Origin of the sequence: Mesorhizobium dulcispinae, assembly GCF_033977345.1 — a bacterium.
GTDB lineage: Bacteria > Pseudomonadota > Alphaproteobacteria > Rhizobiales > Rhizobiaceae > Mesorhizobium > Mesorhizobium dulcispinae.
Window position 1 is genome coordinate 77,637 of sequence record NZ_JAVIIY010000015.1, and the last position, 19,671, is coordinate 97,307.

General features: G+C 63.7%; 18 protein-coding genes. 9 read left to right on the plus strand and 9 right to left on the minus strand.

All coding sequences use genetic code 11. From position 1 onward, the window contains the following. Positions 1-61 precede the first annotated feature (61 nt). The gene (locus tag RFN30_RS26160; protein WP_320264963.1) at positions 62-550 is read left to right on the plus strand and encodes a GlcG/HbpS family heme-binding protein; all 489 of its coding nucleotides are present in this window, start codon (positions 62-64) and stop codon (positions 548-550) included. A gap of 346 nt (positions 551-896) precedes the next feature. After that, complete coding sequence (locus RFN30_RS26165; protein WP_320264964.1) at positions 897-2,180, plus strand: O-antigen ligase family protein; 1,284 nt, start codon at positions 897-899, stop codon at positions 2,178-2,180. Between the two features lie 270 nt (positions 2,181-2,450). Here RFN30_RS26165 and RFN30_RS26170 read toward each other — a convergent pair whose 3' ends face one another. The 3 genes from RFN30_RS26170 to RFN30_RS26180 form a co-directional block, all read right to left on the minus strand. Then, positions 2,451-3,545 (minus strand): acyltransferase family protein, encoded by a 1,095-nt coding sequence (locus RFN30_RS26170; protein ID WP_320264965.1) that lies wholly within the window; start codon positions 3,543-3,545, stop codon positions 2,451-2,453. 120 nt (positions 3,546-3,665) lie between these two features. Further along, positions 3,666-4,856: a polysaccharide biosynthesis/export family protein gene (locus tag RFN30_RS26175; RefSeq protein WP_320264991.1), complete on the minus strand. Its 1,191-nt coding sequence runs from the start codon at positions 4,854-4,856 to the stop codon at positions 3,666-3,668. Between the two features lie 154 nt (positions 4,857-5,010). Further along, positions 5,011-5,688 carry a sugar transferase gene (locus RFN30_RS26180; protein WP_320264966.1) on the minus strand — a complete coding sequence of 226 codons (678 nt, stop codon included), beginning with the start codon at positions 5,686-5,688 and terminating at the stop codon, positions 5,011-5,013. A gap of 607 nt (positions 5,689-6,295) precedes the next feature. On the opposite strand from RFN30_RS26180, the gene RFN30_RS26185 reads away from it, so the two are divergent. After that, positions 6,296-6,562, plus strand: a complete 267-nt coding sequence (locus RFN30_RS26185; protein ID WP_320264967.1) for an exopolysaccharide production repressor protein — start codon at positions 6,296-6,298, stop codon at positions 6,560-6,562. Here RFN30_RS26185 and RFN30_RS26190 read toward each other — a convergent pair. From RFN30_RS26190 to RFN30_RS26215, 6 genes are all read right to left on the minus strand, one after another. Continuing rightward, on the minus strand, positions 6,533-8,428 hold the full coding sequence (locus tag RFN30_RS26190) for an ABC transporter ATP-binding protein (protein ID WP_320264968.1): 1,896 nt from the start codon (positions 8,426-8,428) through the stop codon (positions 6,533-6,535). The genes RFN30_RS26185 and RFN30_RS26190 overlap by 30 nt on opposite strands. After that, positions 8,425-9,426, minus strand: a complete 1,002-nt coding sequence (locus RFN30_RS26195; RefSeq protein ID WP_320264969.1) for a serine kinase — start codon at positions 9,424-9,426, stop codon at positions 8,425-8,427. The genes RFN30_RS26190 and RFN30_RS26195 overlap by 4 nt, the downstream gene beginning before the upstream one ends. Beyond that, positions 9,423-11,345: a lasso peptide isopeptide bond-forming cyclase gene (locus tag RFN30_RS26200; protein ID WP_320264970.1), complete on the minus strand. Its 1,923-nt coding sequence runs from the start codon at positions 11,343-11,345 to the stop codon at positions 9,423-9,425. Before RFN30_RS26200 ends, RFN30_RS26195 begins: the two co-directional genes overlap by 4 nt. Positions 11,346-11,348: 3 nt before the next feature. Next, positions 11,349-11,765 (minus strand): lasso peptide biosynthesis B2 protein, encoded by a 417-nt coding sequence (locus tag RFN30_RS26205; protein WP_320264971.1) that lies wholly within the window; start codon positions 11,763-11,765, stop codon positions 11,349-11,351. Then, on the minus strand, positions 11,749-12,048 hold the full coding sequence (locus RFN30_RS26210) for a PqqD family protein (RefSeq protein WP_320264972.1): 300 nt from the start codon (positions 12,046-12,048) through the stop codon (positions 11,749-11,751). Before RFN30_RS26210 ends, RFN30_RS26205 begins: the two co-directional genes overlap by 17 nt. Positions 12,049-12,222: 174 nt before the next feature. Further along, positions 12,223-12,375, minus strand: a complete 153-nt coding sequence (locus RFN30_RS26215; protein WP_124999709.1) for a lasso peptide — start codon at positions 12,373-12,375, stop codon at positions 12,223-12,225. A gap of 494 nt (positions 12,376-12,869) precedes the next feature. On the opposite strand from RFN30_RS26215, the gene RFN30_RS26220 reads away from it, so the two are divergent. The 6 genes from RFN30_RS26220 (at position 12,870) to RFN30_RS26245 (ending at position 19,668) form a co-directional block, all read left to right on the plus strand. Then, entirely contained in the window at positions 12,870-14,021 is a 1,152-nt protein-coding gene (locus tag RFN30_RS26220; RefSeq protein ID WP_320264973.1) for a nucleotidyltransferase family protein, read from the plus strand. A 55-nt stretch (positions 14,022-14,076) separates the two neighbouring features. Next, a complete protein-coding gene (locus RFN30_RS26225; RefSeq protein WP_320264974.1) occupies positions 14,077-15,093 on the plus strand; it encodes a glycosyltransferase family 2 protein in 1,017 nt (338 codons plus the stop codon). 126 nt (positions 15,094-15,219) lie between these two features. Next, positions 15,220-15,600: a single stranded DNA-binding domain-containing protein gene (locus tag RFN30_RS26230; protein WP_320264975.1), complete on the plus strand. Its 381-nt coding sequence runs from the start codon at positions 15,220-15,222 to the stop codon at positions 15,598-15,600. A 154-nt stretch (positions 15,601-15,754) separates the two neighbouring features. After that, positions 15,755-16,627 carry an endo-1,3-1,4-beta-glycanase ExoK gene (exoK, locus tag RFN30_RS26235; protein WP_320264976.1) on the plus strand — a complete coding sequence of 291 codons (873 nt, stop codon included), beginning with the start codon at positions 15,755-15,757 and terminating at the stop codon, positions 16,625-16,627. A gap of 134 nt (positions 16,628-16,761) precedes the next feature. Further along, a complete protein-coding gene (locus tag RFN30_RS26240) occupies positions 16,762-18,093 on the plus strand; it encodes a UDP-glucose dehydrogenase family protein (RefSeq protein ID WP_320264977.1) in 1,332 nt (443 codons plus the stop codon). Positions 18,094-18,222: 129 nt separating this feature from the next. Then, positions 18,223-19,668 (plus strand): GMC oxidoreductase, encoded by a 1,446-nt coding sequence (locus RFN30_RS26245; protein WP_320264978.1) that lies wholly within the window; start codon positions 18,223-18,225, stop codon positions 19,666-19,668. Positions 19,669-19,671: the final 3 nt, after the last annotated feature.

Sequence of the window (19,671 nt, forward strand, 5' to 3'; positions counted from 1 at the left end):
GCCCGTCTTCTCCGGTGTCGGCAACTTCAAATTTGCCACCAGACCCAACAAAGGAGTTCCAATGATCAGACGCCATCATCTCGTTGCCTGCTTCGTCGCGCTGCTGAGCAGCGGCGCTTCGGCGGAAGTGCTTCAGGAACGCAACATGCCGATGGACATTGCGCTCGAGCTTGCGCAGGGCGCTGTCAAGGCGTGCGCCGCGCACAATTACAACGTGTCGGCGGCGGTCGTGGACCGCGCCGGCGTCCTGCGAGCGCTGCTGCGCGCGGACAACGCCGGCGTCCACACGCCCGACGCGGCGCGGCGCAAGGCCTATACCGCGGTCTCCGCGCGCACGCCCACCAGCGCCATGGCCAAGAATGTCCAGGACAATCCGGGCGCGGCCCAGCTTGCCGCCATTGATGATTTCCTGATTCTTGCCGGCGGCGTGCCGGTCAAGATCGGCAATGAGACCATCGGCGCGGTCGGCGTCGGCGGCGCTCCCGGCGGCAATTTGGACGAGGCATGCGCGCTGGCGGCGATCGAGGAGATCGAGGGCAAGCTGAAGTAACCGGCCCGCCGCGGCCGATCGTGCGACGAGGAGCGCAGGGCGCGCCCCTCGCCGCAACCCCAGAAGGGAACGCGCCCGCCAGGGCGCTGACCGAAGCCGGCGCTTATGCCGACACCGAGGACGATGTCCGTATGCGGCAGGCTCGAGCCCTGCTCCCGCCCCATTCCGGCCTTCTCGCCATGCCATAGAGCGTCCGGTGGCCGCTCGCTCCTTTGCCCGTGACAAGATTTCCGGTTGAGCCGCCGGCGATAGGGCGATAGGTTATGCTGCAGTGCACAATAGTTCCTGGCCGGGCCGCGCATTGGCCTGCGTCGGCAGCGAAGGCTCAACGGACGAAAAATCCGGCATGAAGATTCCGAAATCCATTCTGCTCGATCCTGAGGTCAACAAGGCCTATGGCGCCTTTGCCGTGGTGATTTCGATCTTTGCCTTCGCCTATTCGACCAATTTCGGCCAGATCACGATCCTTGCCTATTATGCGGTCTGGCTGCCGCTGCTCTTCGTCGACTACAGGCGCTTCACCTGGAAGCTCTCCTACGCCTGGCTGCCGATACTCTTCGCAGCCTATGTCTGCCTGTCGGTCTTCTGGTCGCAGGCTGCCGGCACAAGCGCGCGTGCGTCGGTACAATATGCCTCGCACATCGTCTGTGCCTATGTCGCGGCCCGCACCATCAGCGTGCGGACGCTGGTGCTGGGCTCGCTGATCGGCATCTTCTTCGTCCTGCTCTATTCACTGAAAGTCAACGCTTACGCACTCGACATCATCGACGGCACCTTCAACTTCGTCGGCGCTTTCGCCTCCAAGAACCAGGTCGGTTTCTTCTCCTCGCTCGGCATCTTTTTGTCCGTCGTCTTCCTGATGTTCTACCGGCGCAACTGGCTGAGCTTCTTCTGGACCGCGCCGATCATCCTGATGTCGGCATACATGCTGGCGATCGCCCACTCCGCGACATCAGTCGCCTCGCTGCCGGCGGTGCTCGGCATCGTCATCTTGCTCACCATGAGCAGGGTGCTGTCGCGGCGCTACCGCCGCGTGCTGTTCGTGGTCGGCGGCGGCGCCCTTGTGGGCGGCGTGGTGGCCGCGCTGAACCTCGGCCTGCTGGACGTCGTGCTCGGCATCTTCGGCAAGGATTCGACGCTGACCGGCCGCACCTATCTCTGGCAGCAAGGCTGGGAGGCGGCGCAGCTGCACCCGCTGCTCGGCTACGGTTATGCCGCCTACTGGGTGCAGGGCTTTGCCGATCCGGAACGGCTGTGGGCGGAGTTCTACATCACGACCCGCACCGGCTTCCACTTCCACAACACCTATATCGAGACCCTGGTCGAGATCGGTTTCGTCGGCGTCACCATGCTGGCGCTCATCATCCTGCGCGCTTTCTACGGCCACGTTTCGAAGGTGCTGTTCGGCGCCTGGAACGCCGATTCGGTGGTGCTCGCCGGCGCCGTCGGGCTGATGCTGATCCGCTCCTTCTTCGAGGTGGAGATCCTCGGCCCTTACTTCATGGCGTCCTTCATCGTCTATTATGGCCTGTTCAAGCTGAGCCCGATGCCGGTCGCCCGGCGACGGCGCGTTGCCGTTCCTGTCCAGGATGAAAAGCCGGCCGCTGGCCACATGCCGGCCCCGGTCTGACCCACTGCAGTAAATTCCAAGGAAATGTGTGGGGCAGTCTTCCGTTCGGAAAACGCTGAACCGCTCCAGGTCTGTTGAGATTGAGGTCAGGCAGAGCCGAGAAAGGTGGCTTCCGGGAACCGGAGCGCAGCGTTCTTGAAGTACGTGAGCACCGGCCTTCGCCGGCCGTAGCCTTAATTTAGCTGCTACGCCATTCGTGAATGCTTCGGCCGGCGAAGGCCGGAAGCGGAGGAAGTCGCCGTTCGCAGGCCGGCTGAATATCGACAGACCTTAGGCCACGACCCGCGAGCGCTGCATCTGCCGCTGCAGGAAGCGGCGCACCGGTTCGTCATAGACGCGGGTGGCGATGTCGGCGATGACGATGACCGCGACGGCCATCAACATGCCGAACCAGGGATGGTGCGCGAACGGGTCGACCGACACCGCCTTGCCGGCGCCGGCGATGATCATCAGCATCGGCGTGTGGATGATGTAGATCGGGTAGGAGATCCGCCCCAGCCAGCCATAGAAGCCCGCCAGTCGCGGAGCGGTCGGCGCCATCGCGCCGGTCACCACCATGATCGGGAAGACGATGGCGACAGAGGCGAGGTCATAGGCGACGCGCCCGGCGGCGCCCGCGGGCGCGATGGCGAAGACGATCAGCGTGAGCAGGATCGCGGCCTCGACCCACCAGCCGCGCCGCAGGAAACCGAGGCTATCCTGATAGCGCGCCATCGACCGGCAGAGCAGCACGCCGAGGAAGAAGGAGAACGACACGCGTGGCAGCCCGCTGATGATGGTCTTGCCGGTCATGCCGAAATCGAGTGTGCCGACGATAACCGAGGCGACGATCAGCAGCACGAGGCTGACGACGATCAGCGCCGTCAGCACGCGCCGTGACAGCAGGAAGAAGACGGAGACATAGGCGATGTTGACGATCAGCTCGAAGAACAGCGACCACGAAGCGGGATTGAGCGGAAAGATCGTATGGTATGCCTCGCCGACCAGCGGAATGAAGAACATGCCGGTCGTCAACTGCATGCCGATCTCGGATAGAGGCATGTATTCGCCCGGCATCAGCCTGTTCTTGACCAGCAGGTAGAAGAAGCCGAGCAGCGTGCCGGCAAGATAGAGCGGATAAAGCCGGATCAGGCGGATGGCCACGAATGTGCCGAAACCCATGCCGTTCTCGATCTTGCGGTCGTAAGCGTGGGCGATGACGAAGCCGCTGAGCAGGAAGAACAGGTCGACCGCGAGATAGCTCGACGGCAGCACCTTGCCGTCGGCCAGGAACGGCGAGAAGTGATAGAGCATCACGCTGATCGCCGCCACGCCGCGAATGGCGTCGAGGGTGAGGTAGACGTGACGCGGAGCGGCGGGCTGCATTCTATGCCTTCAAGCGGTCCAAACAGATCGCCCGCCCGCACCTTGGCGCGAACGAGCCTGACATGTTCCTCCCGCCTCCCGTGACACAGGCTCTGCTCAGCAAGGCCTGTGCGGGCGGCGCTATTGGCTGGCCGTCGGCGCCAGCTTGACCTTGATCACGTCGCCCGGCAGCACCGGCGTGTCTTCCTTGGCCTGGACCTCGCTGGTTTTGCCGTCGGCAACGCGCAGCAGCGAGTAGAGCAGGGTCGGTTCCTCACTGCCGGTGATGGAAGCCATCGTCGCGGGATCCGACGCCTGGGCGATCAGGCCTTTCTGCATCGCTGTCCTCAGCGTCGCTTCGTTGAGATCCGCTTCGGTTTGCTGCCGGCTGGCGGCCAGGTTGGAGTTGAGCGTATTGCGGGCGTCGATGGCGTCCTGCTCGGCCTTGCTGATCGACTGCTTGGCGGTGAGGATAGCCGTTTCATAGTCCAGGATCTTGCCCTGCAGATCGGCCACGGACTGTTTCGAATCGAGCAGCCGGGCGTTGGCGACCAGGCCCTTCTGCGCCAGCGGACCGATGCTGGTGAGCTGCTGCTGCGCCAGGTCCACCTGCTGCTGCTGGTTGCCGATCTTCTTCTGCAGCGATTCGATTTCGCCCTGCAGAACGCCTTTCAAGTCATCGAGCGCGTCCAGCTTCAGCTTCAGCGCCTTCTGGTCGGCCGTGAGAATCTGCATTTCGTCAGAGGCAATCGCCTGCACGCGCGGGTCGCTCTCCACCTCTTTCGGCACCTCGAAGCTCTCTTTGCCGGCGAGCTCGGCATCGATGCGGGCGCGCTTGATGATCAGCCGCAGCCGCTGGTCGTCATAGATATCGAAGCTGCCCTTGGCGGTGACGAGGTCCTTGCCGAGCTGAGGGCCGAAGTCGGCGCTGCGCCGGATGCCGCCGGCGATGCTGACTGCTTTCAGCACCGTCAGGTCGGGCACATAGGGAAACTGACCGGGGTTCTGCACTTCGCCCGAAATGTAGAATGGCCGGAACTGCGCCATTTCGACCGACGCTTCGGGTTTGTCGGGCAGCGCCAGCTTGCGCTGCAGCGCAAGCCCGATCGCCGCCGCGATCTCCGAGGTTGTCTTGCCGGCCGCCTGCATCTCGCCGACGAACGGCACCGAGAGCGTGCCGGCGGGGCCGACCGAATAGTCGCCATTGATGGCCGACCAGTCGCGGAACGTGCCGTCGACAGTCTGCCACTCGGCGACGCGGATGTTGAGCTTGTCCTGGGGGCCGAGACGATAGTCTTCAGCCGCCGCCATCTGCGGCGTCGCAAGACACATCGCAAGCGCCACGGCCGCCAAGCGGCTGGGCGCCTTGGAAAGAAGTCCGAAGGGGTGTTTTTTCAAAGAGCGTTTCCGATTCGCGTTGGCCCCATCCGCCCGATGAGATCACTGCCGGACGCCTGCCCCGAGTTCGGCGGGGCAGGCCCGTCGGTCAATAGCTGCCGCGCGACATCCACACGGCAGGCACGGTTTTTACGATGATGCGAATGTCCTCGACCATCGACCAGTTCTCGACATAGTGGCGATCGAAAGCGACGCGCGTGTCGTAGGACACGTCGTTGCGTCCGCTCACCTGCCACAGCCCGGTGAGACCGGGGCGCGACTTCAGATAATAGACGGCGGCGCTGCCATAGATCTCGAGCTCATCGCGCACGACCGGGCGCGGCCCGACCAGGCTCATATCGCCCTGCAGGATGTTGATGATCTGCGGCAGCTCGTCGAGGCTGAGCTTCCGCAGCACCTGGCCGACACGCGTCACGCGCGGGTCGTTCTTCAGCTTGCGCGTCGCGGCCCATTCGGCGGCAGCGTCCGGATTGGCGGCCAGATGCGCGGCGAGCACCTTCTCGCCATCCTGAACCATGGTGCGGAACTTGAGGCAGGCGAAGATCCGTCCACCGCGACCGATTCGCTTGTGGCCGTAGAAGATCGGACCGCGGTCGGAAAGCTTGACCAGCAGCGCGACCATCAGGAAGAGCGGGCTGAGCAGAATCAGACCGGCGAGTGAACCGACGATATCGAAACTGCGTTTGAGCAGACCGCCGATGGGGGGTGGAAAATCAATGCCAGCCTGCGAAAAACCCGCATTGGCCGACTTGGCGACGTCCCTCATGCAGAAGCTCCATACGTTGAACGGATGGTTTACGGCACGATATCAAAAAAATGCTGCAGCGCAACACACAATTTCCCATCTGCGTGAAATGTTCGCGTCATGAATTGATTAAATAATAAACCTGCCATGCCCAAATTTTGGCCTTTGTGGCATGTTTATGACAAGGTGAGAGAATTTTTGGGAAATGTAGTGCCGCATTTGGGCTGTTTTTGGGCAGTGCATTCTTTGCTGCAGACGAACGCCGGTTGCAGGGCGTCAGAATCACTCGCTGCGGTAAGTTCTTAGCGTAAAATACTAATTAATGTTTTGGGTTCTACTATCGAGGGTTTCGTTATGGTGAATAGGTGGCGACGCCGGAGTGTGCGTCGCAGCATGGTAGAGTCGATCCCGCAAAACCGTTGGAAATCTCCTGCGCCCGGCATTGCTGCGGAGGTCTCGCCTTAATAGAGTCGCAAACTGTTTCTGTCATAGTCTGGATGGGTCAGGAAGGCCGGAAGCAACCGGCCGAATTGGGCAGCCAGAAATAGCTCTTTGGCGGAACGGGGAGTTACGCGGGTGGGTAAGTCAGTGCTTTTGCACGCTCGTGCCGGTTGACGGGACGGCGAGCATGTCTTTGCCAAAATTCATCGTCGGCATGATATTCGCGATCGCGATCGTGGTCGGCTGGTCTTACTTCGACGGCGCGTCGCTTGGCGCCATCATCCTGCGTGCCGTCATTTGCGCCGTCATCATTCAGCTGGGTTATTTCCTTCTGGTCTTCGCCATGATTGCCAGGAACAAGCCGCTGCCTGCCGACGGGACCCGCGAAGCCGACCGCGGCATAAAGGTGACCGAGAGCGAAAAGCTAACCGCCAGGCGCGGCAGCCTCCGCTGACCGTTCAGCCGGCACGGGGAGCGGCGCATTGTCGGCCGGCTTTGCGGTTTCCCCTTCGGCCCGTTCGCCGGAGAGCATCCTGGCCAGCCGGCTGCCCGGCTTTGCTTTCAGCCGCTGATACTGCCCGACCTCGACGATACGCCCGTTCTCGATGGCAACCACCCAGTCGGCGAAAGCGATCATCGACGGCCGGTGCGCGATGGTGAGGATGGTCATCTGGCCGCGCAATTCCTCGATCGATTGGGCGATCAGCGACTGGTTCTGCCAGTCGAGCGCGCTTGTCGCCTCGTCGAGGATGAGCAGCGAGGGCTTGCGCAGCAGCGCCCGCGCCAGCGCGATGCGCTGGCGTTCGCCGCCCGAGAGCCTGATGCCGCGGTCGCCCACCAGCGTTTCCAGCCGCCGGTCGAGCCGCTCGACGAAGTCGGCCGCATGCGCCTTGCGCAGCGCCGCCCAAAGCTCCTCGTCGCCGGCCTGCGGCGCCGCCAGGCGCAGATTGGCGGCGATCGTGTCATGCAGCAGGAACACGTCCTGCGGCACATAGGCCACCTGGCTGCGCCAGGCCCTGCGGTTTTGCGCGGTGATCTCGACACCGTCCGCCAGGATCCTGCCCTCGGTCGGCTCGAGCAGCCCAAGCAGCATGTCGGCGATCGTACTCTTACCCGAGCCGGACGGACCGATCAGCGCCGTCACCTTGCCGGCGGGAAGGCCGAAGGTGATGCCGCTCACCACCGGCTTGCCGTCGCCACCGTAGGCGAACGAGACGTCGCGGATGTTGAGGCCGCTGTCGAGCGACAGCCTTGCGTTCTGCGCGGCATCGCGCGGCTCCATCTCGCGCTCGGCGTCGAAGCGCGCCTGCAGGGCCTGCATGGCGGTGTAGGCCGGCAGGTTGATCAGAACCTGCTGTGCCTGCACCTGCATATCCATGAAGCGCGGCGCGACCCGCATGAAGACCAGAAGCAGCACGACGATTTCGGCAAGCGACAGGTGGAAGCGCACCAGCGCGACGTAAATGAACAGGCTGAGGCCGATGACGCTCGCCACCTGGAACAGCGCGGTGCCGATGGTGCTGTTGCGGACATAGGCGACATTGTCCGCCTTCATCTTTTCGAGCGTCGCGCGGAGCTCGGCGAAATAGCTGGCCTCCACGTTCAGGCTCTTGGCCACCTTGATGCCGCCAAGGAACTCCGAGACCGTGCGGTATTGCTCCTGGCGGCTGCCGGTCAGCACGCGGCCATAGGCGGTGGCGCGCGCGCGGAAGGGCTGCAGCGCAACGAACAGGACCACGCCGATGAGGATGGCGAAGGACGTCATCACCGGCGAGATGAACAGCGACACCACGAGATAGCAGGCAAGCAGCAGCGCCGCCTGGGCGAGCATCAGCAGCGAGAAGGCGGCCGCCTGGACGCGATCGATGTCGCCGGTCAGCGCGTGGTCGAGATCGGAGCTGCGCATGCGAGTGAAGACGCCCCAGCGCGCCTTGCCGATGCTCTCGAACAGGTTCATGCGCACGCGGTTGACGAAGTCGTAGAGCAGCCGCGCCATGTAGAGCGACTTGAAGCGGTTGAACATCGCCTGCAGCGCCACCAGGGCGACAAGCAGGCAGAGCACCGCCGCCAGCGACAGCGTGCCGCCGGGCACCAGAAAGCGCAGAGCGTTCGGCACCCGGACGGCGAAATCCTGGCCGGCATTGCCGATCAGATGCAGGAGCGGGATCAAAAGCAGGATCGAGAGGCCTTCGGTCAGGCTTCCGAGGATCAGGAAGGCCAGCGCCGTCAGCGTGCGCCGCCCGCCTATATGCGCCATCATGCCGCCGAAACCGGCGACGTCCCGCAAAAGCGACAGGCGAAGTTTTGAGGACCAGGTCATGCCTCGGCCAACCTTGCTTGCGCGCCGGCTGCCAGATCGCGCTCGATCAGGGCGACGGCCTCATCGATCAGCTTGAGGCCCGTCGGCACTTCGAGCCGGCTGACGCCGATCCGGGCGGCAAGCTGCGCGCACTGAGCGAGATGCGTGGACGCGAAATCGCCGACCAGCGCCTGCCGGCCGAACCGCGTGACGTAGGAGAACTTGATGATCGCCTGCAGCGCGCCGGCGCCCGGCAGCGGGGTGATCGCCGCCTGCTCGCCGCGCTCCAGCACATAGATCCGGGCCGCAGGCTGGGCTTCGCCGGAAAATCCTTCCTGCAGGCGATGCTGCGCTTTCTCGATCTGCGGATGCACCTGCGGCCGCACCTCCGCTTGTCCGATCCGGATGGCGTCCGCGGCATCCGCGGCGAGCTTGAGTTGCGGAAAGCCGGGCAGGATCATCGGCCGCGAAGGATCGGACAGGTCCAGCGCCACGACATCGTCGGTAAGCAGAAGATGACCGGCACTGATCATCGCGCCCGCCGTGGTCGACTTGCCGGCGCCCTTGTCGCCCATGAAGATCACGCTTTGCCCGCCCACGGCGATCGCGCTTGCGTGCAGGACGAGCAGACGGCGCTGATGCAGGGTGAGCGCCAGCACTGGACCCAGAAGCGGGAAGGCCAGCAGCGGATCGTCAATGCCCGGGGCCGGATCGACATCGATCCTGGAAGCATCGCTGATCAGAAAGGTGCCGACGGCTTGCCAGGACAGGTATTGGCGTGTCGGCTCGAAACGAAAAGCGGTTCCGCCTGCCGTCGCGGGCCTGGGAAAGTCGACCGGCCCGACCGCGATCACGATATCGGGCGCCGCAGGCACCGCCGGCTGCAGCTCCGGCAACGCCACCTCAGAGCTGATCGTCAGGCCATAGGCCCAGTAGAAGCGGCGGACCCGCCCGCTCCGTGCTTCGGGTCCGACATCGGGATCTAGCCTCGTGGCGGGCGCGACGATTGAAACATTCATGCCGGGCTCCCCGCGGGCTGGAGCTGCCGCAGCCACAGCGATAGCGAGATCGAGCGCCAGACATATTGCACGTCGAGCGGCGTGGCTTCGTCGGGCTTCTCGAGCAGCCGCGCATAGGCGGCGTTGACTTCGCCCAGATTGACATAGGGCGCGATGCGATCGCTGTCGGACACCAGCACCTTGTCCAGAAGGTCGCGATGATTGCGGAGCATGCCGTTGACCAGATTGGCGGTGAAATCGATCTTGTCGCGCCGCCACTGCACCATAGGCGGCAGCACGCCTTCCATCGCCCGGCGCAGCACATGGCGGCCGAAGCCGTTGTGCAGCTTTTCCTCGCCGGGCAGCGCCAGGCAGAACTCGACCAGCGGCTTGTCCCAGAACGGATAGCGCGGCTCGACACCGAAATTGGCGGCGGCCTTGTCCAGCACCTCGAAAGCATGCGGCACCAGTCCGGTCGACAGCACCCAGCGATGGGTGAGCGCTTCGCTGGCGCTGACGCTGGACGGCATATAGCCGGCCCGGTGGAAGCGGTCGACGAGGTCGGTTCGCCTGGCAAGCTCGGGGTTGACCAGCCCGCCCCAGGCCGGGCCGCGTGCCTGCGCGGCGCGCTTCAGCCGCAGCCTGGACAGAAGCCGGTTCATCCGGGTCCTCCACCTGGCGATCCGCCATGCCGGTCCGTAGATGGTCAGGAAGCGGAAATACATGGCGAGCACGCCTTCGCCATAGGTGCCGGAGGCGCCGTGAAGCTCGCGCCACAGCGCCAGCCATCGGCCCGCATGGGCGAGCTCATGCAGCAGCCCGTGCCCATGCGAAACGACCTCGTCGCCGCCATGGCCGTCGAGCAGCACCTTCACCCCTTTGGCGCCTGCTGTCCGGTAGATGCTGCGGGTGAGCGACAGGCCGGGGGCGAGGAACGTCCCTTGCTGTTCCTCCAGGATGCGTTCGAACTCGGCGAAGGGCGCGTAGTTGCCGACGGAAATCATCGTGCCGTCGAGCCGGTGCTGGTCGAGCACCGCGTCGATGAACGGCTTCTCGTCCATCGGCGAGCCCTTCTCGAAGACCAGCGAGAAGGTTTTGAGCCTCGGTCTGTTTTCCGCGGCCGCCTGCAGGCCGGCGACGCCGGCGATCGAGGACGAATCGAGGCCGCCGCTCAGCATCGCGCCAATGGCAGGGGTGCCGCGCATCCGGCTCCGCACTGACTTGGAGAAGAGATGCCTGAACTCATCGGCGGCATCCGCGCGCAGCGGCCTTGGCGAAGGCTCGATCTGCCAGTAGCGGCGAAGCGTCACCTGGCTGTCCGTCACGGTCAGGGTGTGGCGCGCCGGCAAGCGGAAGATCTCGGCATAATGGGTCGACTGCGGGTCATCCGGCAATCCGGCAAGGAAGCCGGAAATCTGATGCTCGCTGATGCGCGTGCCGACCCCGTCCAGAGCAAGGATAGGGCCAATTTCCGAGGCGAACGCGAAGCGCCTGGCGCTCGCGTGGTAATAGAACGGCTTGATGCCGAAATGGTCGCGCGCGCAAAACAGCGCCCGGCGCTCGGCATCCCAGATCGCGAAGGCGAAATCGCCTTGCAGATGGGTCGGACAGGCCTCGCCCCATTCGAGATAGGCGCGCATCAGGAGCGTCGCGTCGGCGACCGACCGGTCGCGAATGCCGAGCCGCGCCAGAAGCTCGTCGCGGTTGTCCAGCCGGCAATCGGCCGTGATGGCGAGCTTGCCGCCGGCCATGGTCAGCGGGCCGGGGCCGTCCTTGGCCGTCGTGTCGAGCCAGGCATGGCCAAGTGCTGCGCTTCCGTCTACCCACCACGAACTGCCGTCGCGCGCCCGGTGGCGCATGCGCGAAAGCATCTGCTGGATGTCGGCCGCCGCGGCGGGCCTGCCGTCTTGCCTCAGCAAAATTCCGGCGACGCCGCTCATCGTCTATTGCCCGTGGTCGACGAGATGAGCGAAGCCGTTGATCGAACCGCCAAGCACGATGTGGTTGCCGCTGACCAGCCAGGCATGCGCCTTGAGTTCGGCGCCCGTGTCGCGCTCGACGCCGATGCGGATCTTGGAGGCATTGCCCTGGCGGGCAAGCAGATATTGTCCGGCGAGCGCCTGGGTGAGGCAGCTGGCGCCGGGCACGAACCGCGCGGCGGCGGCGACGCCCCATGCGACGCGCCGCAGATCGGCGATGTCGGCGTCATCCCCGGCCTCCAGCCGGGTTACCAGGCGGCGCACGCGGTTGTAGGAAGAAAATGTCAGCCCCAGCCGCACGACGCCGACCACTGCCAGGCAGTGCGCCAGAAACAGCATCTCCGGGCCGCTCAGGGAGAGAACCCTAGGCCAGTTCCTCATGGTGGAGCCTCGCAAGCCCGGCTTCGATCAGCCCCTTGAGCAAGCCTTCGACATCGGCTTTGCAGCGTTCGGCATCGACGTCATAGCGCGCGATTACCGCGCTTCTTATGTCGAGGACCGGTCGCGGCTCCTGGATCAGTTCCCAGATGTAGGCGCCGACGCCGTTCAGGCTGTAATAGATGTTGGATTTGAGATGGAGCAACGCCAGTCCGCTGCCGAATTCGCAAGCCACCGCATCGCCGGTCGCGACCACGCGGTCATGGTCCGATGGGTTCCAGTGCATCCTAAAACCTCATTGTTGAACGCCCATGCTGAAAGCCAAGCGTCTTCCGACCTGGACCGGGATCGGTTGCCTGCGATCGTCCGGCCAGGAAGCCGGGAGGCACGAGCCCCCCGGCTCACCTGTCTAAAAGAAGCGCCCGGAGCCCCAACCACTCAACTCCGAGCGCCTGCAACCTCAGGAGAAGGTGAGCTGGTCAAACGGCGTGTGCGCGGGAAATGCCGCGTCCAGCGCCGTCGTACCAGCGCCGCCCTGCGTGATCGTTTCGATCGAACCGTGAACCGTCAGGCTGGGGGTCTCGTACTCGTGCTTCTCAACATTCTGTTCCATTTTACTCTCCAACTGAGGACTGGAAGCGGCTTCAAAATGCCGCCAGCATAGGCACTATGCTGCGTTGCAATTGCTGCACGGCAACATTTATGAGTCAAGCCTGATTTACCGGGCGTTAATCAATTCTTGGTTGCGGTTGCCTTGATCGGTGATGACGTTGCAGACGGCTTCCATTTCGGACATATGCCATCCGGCGTTCTGAACTCGCCTCTTTGCTGCTTAAATAAGCATATGATTTAGTTGGAATAATTTCTTGAACTCAAATACCTGCCTCGCGATTCCGCGGAAAATGCTGCAGATAGCCGGCTCACGTCGTCGCCTCCGGATCTGTCTTTAAAAGTGATCGCCGACGCGACGAATCTGAACGCGGAGGTTGCAAAGACGAGGTCCGCCTTGGAACGCGCTGGATGGCTGTCCTGATTTTTGACGATGCTTTTCTTCGCAGTTGCGGTATAACCCGCCGCGGGCGGGTTTGCGGAGCAACGACAACGGGCATGGCCGTGCAGGACGCTTCTTACGACAGGCTGCGTGCGGCCGGCTGCGCCGACGAAGCCGCCTATGTGCAGGCCTGCCTGCGGCTGTTCTTCAATCCGGCTGCGGGTGCCGCCGACCATGGCGGCATGCCGGCTCCGGCCATCTCCGTGGCCCATGTCGCCGACATTGCGAGGTTGAACAAGGTCGCGGTCTTTATGCTCAAGGCCTTGTCGCATGCTGTGACCGGTGCGCCTGGTGAGTTGCTCGCATGGCTCGATGGCTATCGCCGCCGCACCCTGTCGATGAATGCCGCCTGCATCGGCGATTCGATCGCCATCCATCAGGTGCTACGCGACAGGCAGGTCGACTTCGTCTTCCTGAAGGGGCCGCTGCAACAGCAATTGCTCTATGGCGATCATTTCATGAAGCCGTCCGGCGACGTCGACATCCTGGTTTCGCCGTCCGGTTTCTCGGCCGCTCGCGAGGCCCTGCGCTCGGCCGGCTACGAGGTCGCGGGCAAGTCCCGTTCGGTCTGGTGGGTGCGCTTCCTTGGTGAGCAGCATATGGTCCGCGACGACGGCGTTCGGGTCGCCACGGTCGATCTCCATTACCGGCTGCAGCAGCCGGGCTCGCCAAGTCCGCGCGATATCGACTGCTTCCTGCGCCGCAAGCGCGAGATCAAGGTCGCCGGCGCCGCGATGCCGCTGATTTCGGCATCCGACACGTTGCTCTTGTCCTGCATCAGCGTCGCCAAGGCCTTCTTCAACCGCGAGCCTTGCGCCGGCTATGTCTGCGATGTCAGAGCCGCGGCCAGCCGGCTGAACGAAGCCGAGCAGCAGAAAGTGCTCGAACACGCCGCCGAGCAGGGCCTCGCCGACACGCTGCTGCTTGGTCTGCGCGCGGCCGATGTCCTGCTGGGGGGCACCGCCACGCTGCTTTCGGATCGCGCTAGCCGGATCCTGGCGCGCATCGACAATGCCGACCTTTTCCATATGGTCATCGCGCCCTGGCTGTCGTCGCTGCGCTGGCCGCAGCGGCGTACAGTGCTGTGGGAGCTCTGCGGCCGCGAGCCCGTGCGCTATCTGGCCGAGGCCGGCTGGGCGGCCTCTGCCGATCTCAGCCGGCGCATCTTCGAGCGGCCGGCCGCAGCGCCGGTTCGAGGCAACGGATGAAGACCGGTTTTGCATTCATGGGCGGGCTGTCACTCACGCAATCGAAAGGTGAATCATGTCTGTGACGACCCCCAGCGTCTGCGTCATCATCGCTGCCCGCAATGCGGCGCGGACCATACCGGTCGCCATCGCTTCGGCTCTGCGCGAGGCGGAGGTGGCGGAGGTCGTCGTGGTCGACGACGCCTCCACCGACGACACGCAGGATGTGGCGCGCGCCGCCGATGACGGCAGCGGCCGGCTCAAGGTCATGCGTCTCGATGTCAATCGCGGTCCGTCCTTTGCGCGCAACGCCGCGATCGAGGCCTCCATTTCGCCTTTCATCAGCATCCTCGACGCCGACGATTTCTTCCTCGAGGGCCGTTTCAGCCGGCTGTTTGCCAACGCTGACTGGGATTTCGCGGCGGACAACATCATGCTGATCAGGGACGATGCCGCGACCGATCCCACCAAGGTCGCGGCTCCGTCGTTTGCGCCCGAACCGCAATTTCTCGATTTCGAGCGTTTCATCGACGGCAACATTTCCCGCCGCCGCGTGCTGCGCGGCGAATTGGGCTTCCTCAAGCCGGTGATCAGCCGGGCGTTCCTCGAACGTCACGCGTTGAGCTATGACGAAAACCTACGGCTTGGCGAGGACTACGAGCTCTATGCGCGCGCGGTCGCCTGCGGAGCGCGTTTCAAGATCATCAAGTCCTGCGGCTACGGCGCGATCGTGCGTGCCGATTCGCTGAGCGGCCGCCACCGGACGCAGGATCTGAAGCGGCTTGCCGATGCCGACCTGGCGCTGCTGAGACTCGGCAACCTGCCGGAGGGCTCGAAGGCCGCATTGCGGCGCCACGAGCGCCATGTGCGCGACAAATACCGGCTGCGCAACTTCCTCGACGTGAAGGCGGAGCGCGGCCTGGCATCGGCCGCCGCCTATGCCTTCGCCAGCCTGTCCAACCTGATCCCGATCGTTCGCGGCGTGGCCGCCGACAAGCTGGACGCATTGTTCCGCCGCGCCGGCGTTGCTGCAAAGCAGCAGGTCCCGCCGATGCGCTTCCTGATGCCGGCAACAAGCGTCGCGAAAGAATGATCGGACAAAGACGCCGGCGCCGCGGCCGTTCCCAAAAAAATCCGCTTTCCGAAACTACGAGGTTGCCTAGTTACTCCGAGAATGGCAGTCTATGTTGCGGTGCAGCAATTCCGAAAGGCCGATCGAATGGCTTCGATTTTTGGCTTCAGATCCAGGAACCCGGCTCGCGACCGGCAGACCGATCTCCAGCGTTTCGACCGTCTGGCGAAGCTGTTCGACCAGATCGGCGCCGAGATCGAGGCGGAAAAGACCGGGCTGGAAAATCGCTACCGGTCAACGGCGACCAACGCGGCTTTCCTGGTCGAAGCGATGGAGAACGGCTCCGCGTCGACGGACAAGTCGTCGGACGTCAGCGCGATGACCGGCGCGATCCTGAATTACGAGCGGCGCATTGCCGAACTCACGCGCCAGAAAGGTTTGATGAAGGAACTGCGTCATTCGCTCGACGCGATTGTCGACGACAGTGCCGGGCAGCCCGGTCAGGCAAGGTCCGTGGGAAGAGGCTGACAGCGCATCCAGGCGCCGTCATCGGTACAAGACATCAGTCCATCGGTAGAAGACAATAGGGGAGTCCAAAAGGGCGGAGGATCAGAAGCGGCTCTCTGGAGGCGGGCCAGGAATGACTTTGGGTTGGGGCGGACAGCACAAAGGTAAGTTTGTCATGAACGCATATCCGAACGACACCTCCACCGCGGCTGCTTCCAGCATGCCGCGCGCGCATTCGAATAGGTCAACGAGCCTGCACCTCTGCCTCGCCGGCGCGTTGCTTGCGGCTGCGGTCGCCATTGTGGCCCCACCGCATCCGGCGCATGCCGAGGAGATGCAGAGCGCGCCGTCCTTCGTCGACAATTTTTCGAATTTCGACCGTTCGCGCTGGTTCGTCTCCGACGGCTGGAACAACGGCAATCATCAGAACTGCACATGGTCGAAGGACCTTGTCCGGCTTTCCGACGGCGTGCTCTCGCTGAGCTTCGAAAAACGCAAGCTGAAGGATCGCGAGTTCGCCTGCGCCGAGGTCCAGACCAAGCAGCGCTACGGCTACGGCATCTATGAAGCGCGGATGAAGACGGATACCGGATCCGGCCTCAACGCCGCATTTTTCACCTATATCGGGCCACAGGACAAAAAGCCCTGGGACGAGATCGACTTCGAGATTCTCACCAAGGACCCGACGAAAGTCCAGGTGAACAGCTATATCCAGGGCAAGCCGAAGAACGGCAAGCTGGTCGATGTCGAAGGCGGCGCCGACAAGGGTTTCAACGACTATGGCTTCGTCTGGGAGAAGAACCGGCTGCGCTGGTATGTCAACGGCAAGCTGGTCAACGAGGTGACCAATCCGGACGAATTGCCGACCAATCCGCAAAAGATATTCTTCAGCCTGTGGGGCAGCGACAAGCTGACCAACTGGATGGGCGCCTTCGCCGATCCCGGCCGCAAGGTGACGATGCAGGTCAAGCGCATCGCCTTCACCGCTTTGGGCCAGCCATGTCAGTTTCCGGAATCGCTGGCATGCAGCATAAGTAACAGCAACTAGACATGATCCCCCAAACCGCGAGCCGGTTTTGGGATAAGATCATGCGGAACATCCGGGCCCACGAAGGGCTTGGGGGACATCTGAACCGGCCGGGCCCGTTTTGCGGCCCGGCCTTAAACAGGATTAGAACCAAAATGAATTTGACGGTGTTTGGAATTGGCTATGTCGGTCTCGTCCAGGCTGCGGTGCTCGCGGAGGTCGGGCACGAAGTGGTGTGCGTCGACATCGACGAAGCGAAGGTGGAGCGGCTCAACCAGGGCTTCATCCCGATCTTCGAACCCGGGCTGGAAGCCCTCGTCAAGGAGAACCACGCCGCCGGCCGCATCCGCTTCACCACTGACGCGGCCGCGGCGGTCAAGCATGGTCAGATCCAGATGATCGCGGTCGGCACGCCGCCCGGCGAGGACGGCTCGGCCGACCTGAAATACGTGCTCGCCGTCGCCGAGGCCATCGGCCGCGAGATGGATGTGCCCAAGATCATCGTCGGCAAGTCCACTGTGCCGGTCGGCACTTGCGAGAAGATCAAGGCAAGGGTCGCCGAGACGCTGAAGGCGCGCGGCCGCGAGGACCTGAAATTCGACGTCGCCTCGAACCCGGAATTCCTCAAGGAGGGCTCGGCCGTCGCCGATTGCATGAAGCCGGACCGCATCATCGTAGGCACGTCGAGCGAGGACACCGAAGCAGTGATGCGCGAGCTCTACGCGCCGTTCAACCGCAACCACGAGAAGATGATCGTGATGGACGTGCGCAGCGCCGAGTTCACCAAATATGCGGCCAACTGCATGCTGGCGACCAAGATCAGCTTCATGAACGAGATGGCCAACCTTGCCGAGCAGCTGGGCGCCGACATCGAGGAGGTGCGCAAGGGCATCGGCAGCGATCCGCGCATCGGCTACCACTTCATCTATCCCGGCCTCGGCTACGGCGGCTCCTGCTTTCCCAAGGACGTGCGCGCGCTGATCAAGACCGCCGAGGGCGTCAAGTTCGATGCCAAGCTGCTGCGCGCCGTCGAGGAGCGCAACAACGCGCAGAAATCGGTGCTGTTCGACAAGGTCAACCGCTATTTCCAGGGCGCCCTCAAGGGCAAGACTTTTGCCGTGTGGGGGCTCGCCTTCAAGCCGAACACCGACGACATGCGCGAGGCCCCGTCGCGCACGCTGATGGAGGCGTTGTGGGCGGCCGGCGCCAAGGTGCAGGCCTATGATCCCGAGGCGATGCAGGAATGCCAGGCCATCTACGGCCAGCGCGAAGACCTGCTCTTATGCGGCACCAAGGAAGCGGCGCTGCGCGGCGCCGACGCGCTTCTGATCTGCACCGAATGGAAGAGCTTCCGTGCGCCTTCCTTCGACGCGCTCAAGGACGCGCTGACCACGCCGGTCATCTTCGACGGCCGCAATCTCTACGATCCGAAGGTCATCGCCCGCTACGGCATCGAATACCACTCGATCGGCAGGATGGCGGCATGACGGCGGCTGCGGTGAGTTTCCCGCCGAACGGTTCCGGCGAACGACAATGGGGCCGGCAATGATGGGGGGGCCGACAATGATGGGGGGCCCGACCATGATCGTGCGCGTTTCGGGAAAGGGTTCGATCTGATGGTGATGGATGTTCAGCCCGAACAAGTCGCCAACGAGCATTTCGATCTCGTCGTCATCGGTTCCGGTTTCGGTTCAGCTTTTTTCCTGCATGAGTTCCTGAAGCGGCGCAAAGCCCGCGTCCTGGTGCTCGAATGGGGCCGCCACAACACGCATGAATGGCAGCTCAACCAGAATGCCAATACCGACATAGACGACGAGAGCACCTACAAGACCGACAATGCCGACAAGCCGTGGAACTACACGATCGGCCTCGGCGGTGGCACCAACTGCTGGTTTGCGCAGACGCCGCGCTTCCATCCCAACGACTTCAGGCTGAAGAGCACCTACGGTGTCGGCAACGACTGGCCGATCAGCTATGACGAGTTGGAGCCGTTCTACTGCGATGCCGAGGAGGTCATGTCGATCTCCGGCGATCCCGACATGGCCGGGATGCTGCCGCGCTCGCGGCCGTTCCCGCAACCGCCGCACCGCATGTCGACGCCGGACAAGATGATGAAGGCGGCGCAGCCGGAGCAGCATTTCGTCATGCCGACCGCCCGTGCCCGGGTGGCGACGGCGCAGCGCACCTCATGCTGCGCCAACCTCAGATGCTGGCTCTGCCCGGTCGACGCCAAGTTCACCGCCAACAATGGTTTGATGCACGTCTTCCAGCACGCGGACGTGTCGGTTTGCCTGGGCGCCGAAGTGCGCCGGCTCGATCACGCCGGCGGCTCGGTCCGCTCGGTTACCTTCGTGCGCAACGGCAAGGACTATTCGGTCAGCGGCGATCTCGTCATCCTCGGCGCCAATGCCATCCAGAGCCCGGCGATCATGCTGCGCTCCGGGCTCGGCGGCGAGTTCGTCGGGCTCGGCCTGCACGAATCCTATGGCTGGAACTACGAGGCCTATCTCGACGGCGTCGACAATTTCGACGGCAGCACCATAACCACCGGCTTGAATTTCGGCCTCTATGACGGCCCGCATCGCGCCGAGCACGCGGCGGCGCTGGTCTATTTCGAAAACCGCTGGCAGCATGGCATGCGCGCCGACAAGGGGCGGCTGCGGCAAGTGCTGCCGCTGGTCATAGTCACCGAAAATCTGCTCGATCCGGAAAACCGCGTGGTCCTCGACAAGAACGAGAACGCCTTTGTCAGCTTCAAGGGCGCCTCCGACTATGCAACCAAGGGCATGGCCAAGGCGCTCGAGCGGCTGCCGGCGCTGCTCAAGCCGCTACCGGTCGAGCAGATCTTCGATCGCGGCATCAGGCCGACCGAATCGCATGTGCAGGGCACCTTGCGGATGGGCACCGGCCCGGCCGACTCGGTGGTCGACCGCGACATGATCCACCACCAGCTCCGGAACCTCGTCGTTGTCGGCACCAGCACCTATCCGAGCTGTTCCTGCGCCAACCCAAGCCTTACCGCCGCCGCGCTTTCGTTGCGGGCGGCGAGCCGGCTGGCATGAGGG